The organism is Georgenia halophila, from assembly GCF_039541595.1.
The window spans coordinates 21,672-29,316 of the sequence record NZ_BAABGN010000010.1; the positions used below are offsets into that span (position 1 = coordinate 21,672).

At 72.5% G+C, this 7,645-nt stretch carries 7 protein-coding genes, 1 tRNA gene and 1 pseudogene; 1 reads left to right on the forward strand and 8 read right to left on the reverse strand.

The features are described 5' to 3' along the window. Positions 1-557: 557 nt before the first annotated feature. Positions 558-1,931, forward strand: a complete 1,374-nt coding sequence (ribA, locus tag ABD907_RS11590) for a GTP cyclohydrolase II (RefSeq protein WP_345216415.1) — start codon at positions 558-560, stop codon at positions 1,929-1,931. Here ribA and ABD907_RS11595 read toward each other — a convergent pair whose 3' ends face one another. The 8 genes and pseudogenes from ABD907_RS11595 to ABD907_RS21275 form a co-directional block, all read right to left on the reverse strand. Further along, positions 1,932-3,011 (reverse strand): glycosyltransferase family 4 protein, encoded by a 1,080-nt coding sequence (locus tag ABD907_RS11595; RefSeq protein WP_345216416.1) that lies wholly within the window; start codon positions 3,009-3,011, stop codon positions 1,932-1,934. Next, complete coding sequence (locus ABD907_RS11600) at positions 3,011-3,388, reverse strand: 6-pyruvoyl trahydropterin synthase family protein (protein ID WP_345216417.1); 378 nt, start codon at positions 3,386-3,388, stop codon at positions 3,011-3,013. Before ABD907_RS11600 ends, ABD907_RS11595 begins: the two co-directional genes overlap by 1 nt. A 15-nt stretch (positions 3,389-3,403) precedes the next feature. Then, on the reverse strand, positions 3,404-4,369 hold the full coding sequence (locus ABD907_RS11605; RefSeq protein WP_345216418.1) for a zinc-dependent alcohol dehydrogenase: 966 nt from the start codon (positions 4,367-4,369) through the stop codon (positions 3,404-3,406). 52 nt (positions 4,370-4,421) lie between these two features. Beyond that, positions 4,422-5,330 carry a diacylglycerol/lipid kinase family protein gene (locus tag ABD907_RS11610; protein ID WP_345216419.1) on the reverse strand — a complete coding sequence of 303 codons (909 nt, stop codon included), beginning with the start codon at positions 5,328-5,330 and terminating at the stop codon, positions 4,422-4,424. 261 nt (positions 5,331-5,591) lie between these two features. Further along, positions 5,592-5,677, reverse strand: a tRNA-Ser gene (locus ABD907_RS11615). Positions 5,678-5,797: 120 nt separating this feature from the next. Further along, a complete protein-coding gene (locus tag ABD907_RS11620) occupies positions 5,798-6,946 on the reverse strand; it encodes an FAD-dependent oxidoreductase (RefSeq protein WP_345216420.1) in 1,149 nt (382 codons plus the stop codon). A 119-nt stretch (positions 6,947-7,065) separates the two neighbouring features. Further along, on the reverse strand, positions 7,066-7,521 hold the full coding sequence (locus ABD907_RS11625) for a hypothetical protein (RefSeq protein ID WP_345216421.1): 456 nt from the start codon (positions 7,519-7,521) through the stop codon (positions 7,066-7,068). A 14-nt stretch (positions 7,522-7,535) separates the two neighbouring features. After that, positions 7,536-7,645, reverse strand: a pseudogene (locus ABD907_RS21275) (IS110 family transposase); the annotation flags it as partial.

Below are 7,645 nucleotides of genomic sequence, written 5' to 3' on the forward strand. Positions count from 1 at the left end.
CGATCCTCACGTAAAACGTTTGCTAAAACTCAGCCAACTTCACATCGACAGTGCCATCTGCATCGCTTGCGTTCTCGACAAGAACGGCCGGTCCCGCACGGCACGATCGGGCGCATGTCCTAGTAGAAAATCCCCCCTCTTGTCGGACGATCGCGACCGGGCGCCGGTGCCCTGTGACACAGCGGCCCGGTCCTGCCTCACGCGCCAGTCCCGACTTTCGGCGGTGAAAGTCAACGACACGTGAAGACCCAACCACGCGCACGCTACGTCAGGAACGCGCTACAGTCACGCTCCCGTTCCGCAGCTCGACTCACCGGACTTCACCCGGCTCTGCATCCTTCGGAGCATTGGAGCAAGCCCGAGGATCCGCTGCCGGCGATCGATCGAGCGATCGGAGGGAGAACCGGCGCGGCGACCGACGGCAGCGAGCCACTCCGAGGCTAGTTGCCGCGACGATCCTTGATGAGCCGACGGACGTAACGATTTGGTTGCGCCGTCGGCAGCGGCCCGACGCACATATCAAGGCATCCGGCGCCGTTGTGTGTCAGAGTTCTGCGGTGACCGACCTCCATGGTCTCGGGGTGCGCCGCACGGTGGCGACAACGCTGCCGACCGCACACGGGACGTTCCAGATGTATGGCTACGACGGTGCCGGAGGGCTCGGTCACGTCGCCCTGGTGATGGGCGACGTCGACTCCAGCAAGGGCGAGGCACCGCTGGTCCGCGTGCACTCCGAGTGCCTCACCGGCGACGCGCTCGGTTCCCGGCGATGCGACTGCGGCGAGCAGCTCCAGGCGGCACTGGCCGAGATCGCCCGCGAGGAGCGGGGCGCACTGGTGTACGCGCGCGGCCACGAGGGCCGGGGCATCGGGCTGCTGGCGAAGCTACGCGCCTACGCACTGCAGGACGCCGGTCTGGACACGGTGGACGCCAACCTCGAGCTCGGCTACCCGGCAGATGCCCGCACCTACGAGGAGGTCGCCGACATCCTCCACGACCTCGGCGCGACGCGCGTGCGGCTGCTGTCCTCAAACCCGGAGAAGGCGGAACGGCTCGACGACCTGGGCGTCGAGGTCATCTCGCGGCACATCCTGGCCGTCGCCGACCGGCCCGAGAACGCGTTCTATCTCGACACCAAGCGCCGGCGCATGCGCCACGACCCGATCGCCGCGCTGCCGGACCCGTGGACGCAGATGCTGACCGGGCACGTCCCTGCGTACGCCGCCGCGGGCACCGACGCGACGCTGGTCGACCGGTACGGCCCGCTGGTCGCGACGGGAGCTCCCCTGACCATCGCCCAGCTCGGGCAGAGCATGGACGGCTTCATCGCGGCCCGCAGCGGCGACGCCGAGTTCGTCACCGGCGAGCAGGACCGCACGCACCTGCACCGGCTGCGCGCCCTGGTCGACGCGGTGGTGGTCGGCGGGGCCACCGTGTCCGCCGACGACCCCCGGCTGACGGTTCGCGCCGTGCCCGGCGCCAACCCCGTCCGCGTGGTGCTGGACCCGGCCGGGCGGGTGACTCGCGAGGCCACCGTCTTCACCGACGGCGAGGCTCCGACGCTGTGGGTCGTCGGACCCGACGCCTCGGCCGAGACCCCGGCGGGGCACGTGAAGGTGCTGCGACTACCCGTCCGCGCGGCCGGCGGCCGCGCAGGTTTCGACCCGGCCGCAGTGCTGGCCGCGCTGCGCGAACGCGGGCTGGGCCGAGTGCTGGTCGAGGGCGGCGGCCGCCTGGTCTCGGATTTCCTGGCCGCGGGAGTCCTGGACCGGCTGTTCCTGACGACGGCGCCGCTGCTGATCGGCGACGGTGTGCCCGGCATCCGGTTCGACGGCTCCGACCGGTTGGCGGAAGCGATCGGCGCACCGGTGCGGCGGTTCGTGCTCGGGCAGGACATCTGCACCGAGTTCGACCTGGCGGCTCGGGGCTGATCAGCCCACGCCGAGAACCTCGGTGATCATCGCCGCGGTCGTGTCCCAGCCGGGGAGCCGCTCGCGCCGGTCGAGCGCCTCGCGGCGCAGAGCCGTGCGTAGCGTCGGGTCGGTGAGCCATCGACGCAGCACGGCTGCGAGCGCGACGACGTCTCGCGCCGGCACCACGCAACCCGGCAGGTTCGCGCCGGCCGGTCCGCTCCGCCGGTCGGGTCCCGCGCGGCCGAGGGCCTCGACCGCACCCGTCCCGGCGGTGACCACGGCGGGAACGCCGCGGCTCAGCGCCTCAGTGACGACCAGGCCGAAGGTCTCGCTCCGTGAGGTCAGCACGAGCAGGTCGGCGGCGGCCCACTCGGTCTCGAGGGCCTCACCGATCAGCGCACCGGTGAGCTCGGCACGCTCGTCGAGTCCGGACTCGTCCACGAGCGCGCGGAGCCGGGCGGCGTAGTCGGGGTCGACGTCTGGCGAGCCGACGAGGTGTGCTGTCCAGGTCAGGTCCCGCAGCCGGCCGAGGGCGTGCAGGAACGTGGCCTGGTCCTTGGTGGGGGTGAGCGAGCCGACGGCGAGCAGGCGTGGCGCGTCGTCGTGTCCGCTTCCCGCCGCGGCGGGAGCGGGCCGCACACCGGGGCGGGCGACCTGCACGTCGGTCAGACCGTGCCGGGCGGCCAGGTCGTCGGCCGCCGTGCGGCTCGTGGCGACGACGGCGCTGGCCGCCTGCAGGGCGTGGCGTTCCGTCTCCTCGCGCCGGTCGCGCTCGGCGGGATCCAGGCCGATCTCGTCGGCGGCGGCCATGTGCACGAGGGCGACGACGCGGCGCCCGGCGGCGACGGCGTCCGCGATCTGACGCGGTGCGGCTGACGCGACGATGCCGTCGACGAGGCTGGTCTGGTGCGCGTCGAGGGCCTGTGTCAGAGCGGGCATGTCCTCCGGGGACGGCACCGGCCAGGTGCCGGGCAACGCCTGGACTGCCACGTCCATGCCCGTGGCCCGCAGCGCGGCGACGAGCTCACGGTCGTAGGTGTTGCCGCCGCTGGGCCGCTCGTCGTCCCAGGTGACGAACCCGAGACCCGGGGCTGCCATCAGAGCTGGCGGGTGTACGTGGCCCAGGCGTCGGGGTGCTCCCGCAGCGTGACGTCCATCGCGGAGTACATCCCGCCAGGGAGGCGGCCCGCCACCCGGTCGGCGATGAACCGGGCAAGCGTCTCCGTCGTGGTCAGCACGCCGGCGAGGTCGGGATGGTCGTCGAGGTTGGTGTAGTCGAGGTCCGCGATCGCGTCCTTGAGCAACGTGGTCGCCTCGCCGATGTCGATGACGATGCCTTCCTCGCCGAGCCGTTCGCGGCGGATGGTCAGCTCGATCACGTAGGTGGCGCCGTGCAGTCGCTGCGCAGGCCCGAACGCGGGGTGCGGCAGGGAGTGGGCGACCATCATGTGGTCGCGGACGGTGAGGGCATACATGGGTGGCGGGTTCTCCTACGGGTAGGCAATGACGTGGCACAGCGGCGATCCCTCGCCCGCGGCGAGGCTGTCCATGGTCTGGGGGAGGTCGGCGAAGCGGGACCGGCCGGTGAGGAAGGCGTCGAAGACCGGGTCGTCGAGGGTGCGCATGGCCAGGGCGAGCCGGTCCGCCGTCGTCCGGCGTGCCCGCCGAGCGGCGGCGACGGCGCCGACCTGGCTGGCACGGATGGTCAGCCGGCGGGCGTGGAACGCACCACCGAGCGGCACGCGGGGGACTCGTGTTCCGTACCAGGAGACCTCGACGAGCTCGCCCTCGTCGCCGAGCAGGTCGAGCCCGCGGGCGAGACCGTCCTCGGAGGCCGAGCAGTGGACCACCAGGTCGCACTCCCCCGCGGCGTCGTCCGGGTGGACAAGCTCGACACCGAGTGCGCGAGCGAGGTCCGCCCGGGCGGGATCGACGTCGACCAGCTGGAGCCGCCCGAGCGGGAAGGTCCGAGCGAGGGCCGCCACCAGGCCACCGACCATGCCGGCGCCGACGACGGCGATCCTGTCGCCCAGGCGGGGAGCGGCGTCCCACAGGACGTTGACGGCCGTCTCGACGTTGCCGGCGAGGACGGCACGGTCGGAGGGGACGTCGTCGGGAACTGGAGTCAAGGCGTCGACGGGGACGACGTAGCGGTCCTGGTGGGGGTGGAGGGCGAATACCCGGCGTCCGACGAGGTCCGCGGGGCCGTCCTCGACGACGCCGACGGAGAGATACCCGTACTTGATGGGCCCCGGCAGGGCACCGGCCTGGAACGGGGCACGCATGAGGTCGGCGATCTCGGGCGGGACCGACCCACTGTGGACGAGCGTCTCGGTGCCGCGGCTGACGCCGGAGCGCAGGGTGCGCACCAGCGCCTCTCCCTCCCCCGGCGCGCGGCCGCGTTCGGTGCGCAGCTCACCGGTGCCGGGCGACGTCGTCCAGTAGGCGGTCCACATGGGGTGATTGTGTCGTGCTCGACGGGTCGGCGCAGGTGGCCGACGTCCGGGCCTACTCCTCCGGTACGCGGCAGGACCACGCACCGGGGTGGACCCGCCAGGTGCGCCGCAGGACGGGATCGGTGACGTCGCCGTCGGTGTTGAGCCGGAACGGTTCGCCGTCGGTGCTCTCGACCGTGATCTCCGCGGCATGGGTGCTCCACACGTCGTCGCGATCGAGGTGGCGTCCCTGGCGCATGTCCGCGGCGAAGGCGGCCCGCTCGACCGGTCCCGTCGCGGTGGAGACGATCACCTCGGCGAGTCCGCTGCCGGGCGACGACATCGGCGCCACGGGCGTACCGCCGCCGATCGTCGTCCCGAGGGCGACGCCGACCATGAGAACCGGCTCGGCACCGTCATGGACGACCTCCCCGTCGGCGACCACTCGCAGCCGCCAACCCGTGGTCGACATCCCGGCCGCCGCCGCACCGACGAGGTATCCCGCGACACCGAGCGCTCCCTTGACGGCCGAGGCGGAGGCAGCGGCCTCGGCCCCCACACCGGCGTGCACGACGTTCACGACGATTCCACCGTCGTCGCCCTCGTCGTCGACCAGGACGTCCATCGGCCGCACGGTGCCCTCAATGGCCACACGAGCGGCCTCCTGGGGGTCCTCAGGCAGGCCGAGGCCGCCCGCCAGATCGTTGCCGGTGCCGAGGGGGACGATCCCGAGCGGGCCAACGCTGTCGAGGAGGCCGGCGCCGAACAGGGCGGCAACGCAGCCGTGGACCGACCCGTCCCCGCCGAGGACGACGACCTGCCGGCCGGCGGCCGCACGCAGCGCTCGATCCATCTCCTCCGAGCCGTCGGGCACGACGACCTCGGTGTCCGCACGGGCGCGCAGGGCGTCCAGCGCAGACTCGACCGCGTCGTCGTCGGCCGATCCGGCGGCAGCGTTGGCGAGCGCGAGGACAGCGGTCACGGAGGGCTCCTTCGGACGGGAGCCTCAGCGTAAGTGGCCGGCGTCGCGTCCGCTCGGGCGCGCGTGCTGTTCTGGCCAGCCGGGCCGCTCGGGCAATCCGGGCCGCTCGAGCCGCCCGAGCCGACGTGCGGCGCGACTTCAGCAGGCATGTCCTTCCGAATCCGCACCACTGCGGTGGTACCCGGAATGCCATCTGGTCCCGGATGCACGAGAGGCCCGAAACCGCTGGTATTCCAGCAGTTCCGGGCCCTCGCGGGAGCGCGGTAGCGGTGGGATTTGAACCCACGGAGGCTGTGAACCTCAAACGCTTTCGAGGCGTTCTCCTTAGGCCGCTCGGACACGCTACCCCGGCCGACGATGCTACCGGTCGCCGGGATGGCCCCAAAACCGGCCCGGAGTGCGACCGGTCACTTCGAGCCGTGTGGCGGCGGTCGTGGCACCGGATCGCCGTGCCGATGGACGCCGGCTCAGCGCCCGAGCACGTGCTCCGTGAGCTCGACGCCGTCGGCGAACCGGTCGAGCGTGTAGGTGGCGAGGTCGGGATCAGACGGCTTGTCCTCGGCGAGGTCGGCGAGCATCTCGCCCATGAGTGCGGAGAACTTGAACCCCTCCCCGGTGTCCCCGCACGCCACCACGACACCGCCCGCGAGCCGGTCGATGACGAAGCGTCCGTCGGGAGAGGCGGTCCACGAGCAGACCTGGGCGTCCAGGGCGTGGGGCACGAGGCCGGTGAGGTCGCGGCGCACGCGGTCGAGAACGTGCTCGGTCAGCCGCTCGTCCGGCGTGCGGTCCTCGTCACCGGGGTGCAGGTCGCGCACCTTCTCGTCCAGACCGATCTTGAAGCCCTGGCCAGGCGTCGGCATCGCGTACATCCCGGGCTCGACCCGGCCGTCGCGCTCGTGCTGGCCGTCGACCAGGCAGGGCAGCTCGTCGGTGGTGTGGCGCGCTGCGGGGTCGCCGACGTGCACGACCTGCTGGAGGACCGGGCCGAAGGGCAGGTCGATGCCGAGCGTGGCGAGCAGCGGCTGCGCGCCGGGACCGGGTGCCAATACGACGACGTCTCCCGCCCATCGGCCGTCCTCGGCGATCACCTCGGGGCCGTGGGCGGTGGTACGAACCTCCCGCACAACGGCGCCGCTGACGACGCTGCCGCCGGCGGCCTCCAGCAGGCCGGCCTGGGCGCGCATCGACTCGTCGGCGAAGACCGGTCCGGCGTCGTCCTGCCAGACCGCGTCACGACGGTCGGCGACGAGCCCGGGGAACCAACGGCCGACGTCGCCGGCGGGCACGATCTCGTGCGGGACGTCGGCGGCCTGGAAGGCGTCGACGATGCCGGGGAGGGTGACGTCGTCGCGCCACAGCAGGCCCCGGCGGAGGAAGACCTCGGCGCCGGAGCGGCTCGCGAGGCGTTCCATGGCCTCGACGCTGCGCAGGGCGAGCCGGACGCGGACGCGATCCGGGTTCGTGAGTCGCCAAATTCGGGTGGGGCCGGTGGAGGAGGACAACGGGCTGGCGAGGCCGTACCGGTCGATCAGGACGACGTCGTGCCCGCGGCGGGCGAGGTTCGCGGCGGTGGGCAGACCCCACGCGCCGGCTCCGACAACGATGCAGCGCATCCGCCGACACTATCGATCACCGTGCCGCCGCCCGTAGCCGTCACGCGGCCGCCGCCCGTAGCCGTCACGCGGGGCCAGCTCTCGCCGGCGCCGCGGCCCCGTGACCGCGCGTCCTGCGGTCAGAAGCCCTTCGTGAGCTCGTGCCAGGAACGCAGCAACGGCATGACGTCGCGGTCGCGGACCGGGACGGCCTCGTCCGTCACCTCGACGTGGACCGGCCGCGTGGGATCGGCGGCGGCCGAGTGCGCGACGACGTCGAGCATGAGGGCTCGCACCTCGTTTTCCCGGGCGAGGTAGACCTCGGGCTCGCGGCCGGCGGCGCGCGGGATGCGGACGAAGGACCACCAGCCGTCGTCGACCTCCGGTTCCTCGTCGAGCTCCGCCCGCGGCAGCAACCACGTGTCGCCGTCCGTGGCCGAGACCCGGATCCGGCGGTGCCTGCCCGCCACGTTGAGGATCTCGACAAGGTCCTCGTCGTCGTCGGCCCAGGCGACGTCGACGCCCGGCAGGTAGGAAGCCACCACCTCGCGACCTCGGAGGGCGAGGTCGGCCGGCGCCTGGCGCTCGGTGTCCATGGGTTTCTCCTATGTCAAGCCGCTGCCGCGTAGGTGGGTGCGGCGGCGGTCGACTGGTTGTTCTTCAGGGTGTTGAACACGACTCTTGCGAGTCGGCGTTTCAGGCAGCGCAGGGCCTCAGTCG

Bases quoted from the DNA above. Each gene is read 5' to 3' on its own strand.
- ABD907_RS11620 (WP_345216420.1), bottom strand. From the start codon at position 6,946: ATGCGCTGCATCGTTGTCGGAGCCGGCGCGTGGGGTCTGCCCACCGCC.
- ABD907_RS11600 (WP_345216417.1), bottom strand. From the start codon at position 3,388: ATGTATGCCCTCACCGTCCGCGACCACATGATGGTCGCCCACTCCCTG.
- ABD907_RS11605 (WP_345216418.1), bottom strand. From the start codon at position 4,369: ATGTGGACCGCCTACTGGACGACGTCGCCCGGCACCGGTGAGCTGCGC.
- ABD907_RS11595 (WP_345216416.1), bottom strand. From the start codon at position 3,011: ATGGCAGCCCCGGGTCTCGGGTTCGTCACCTGGGACGACGAGCGGCCC.
- ABD907_RS11625 (WP_345216421.1), bottom strand. From the start codon at position 7,521: ATGGACACCGAGCGCCAGGCGCCGGCCGACCTCGCCCTCCGAGGTCGC.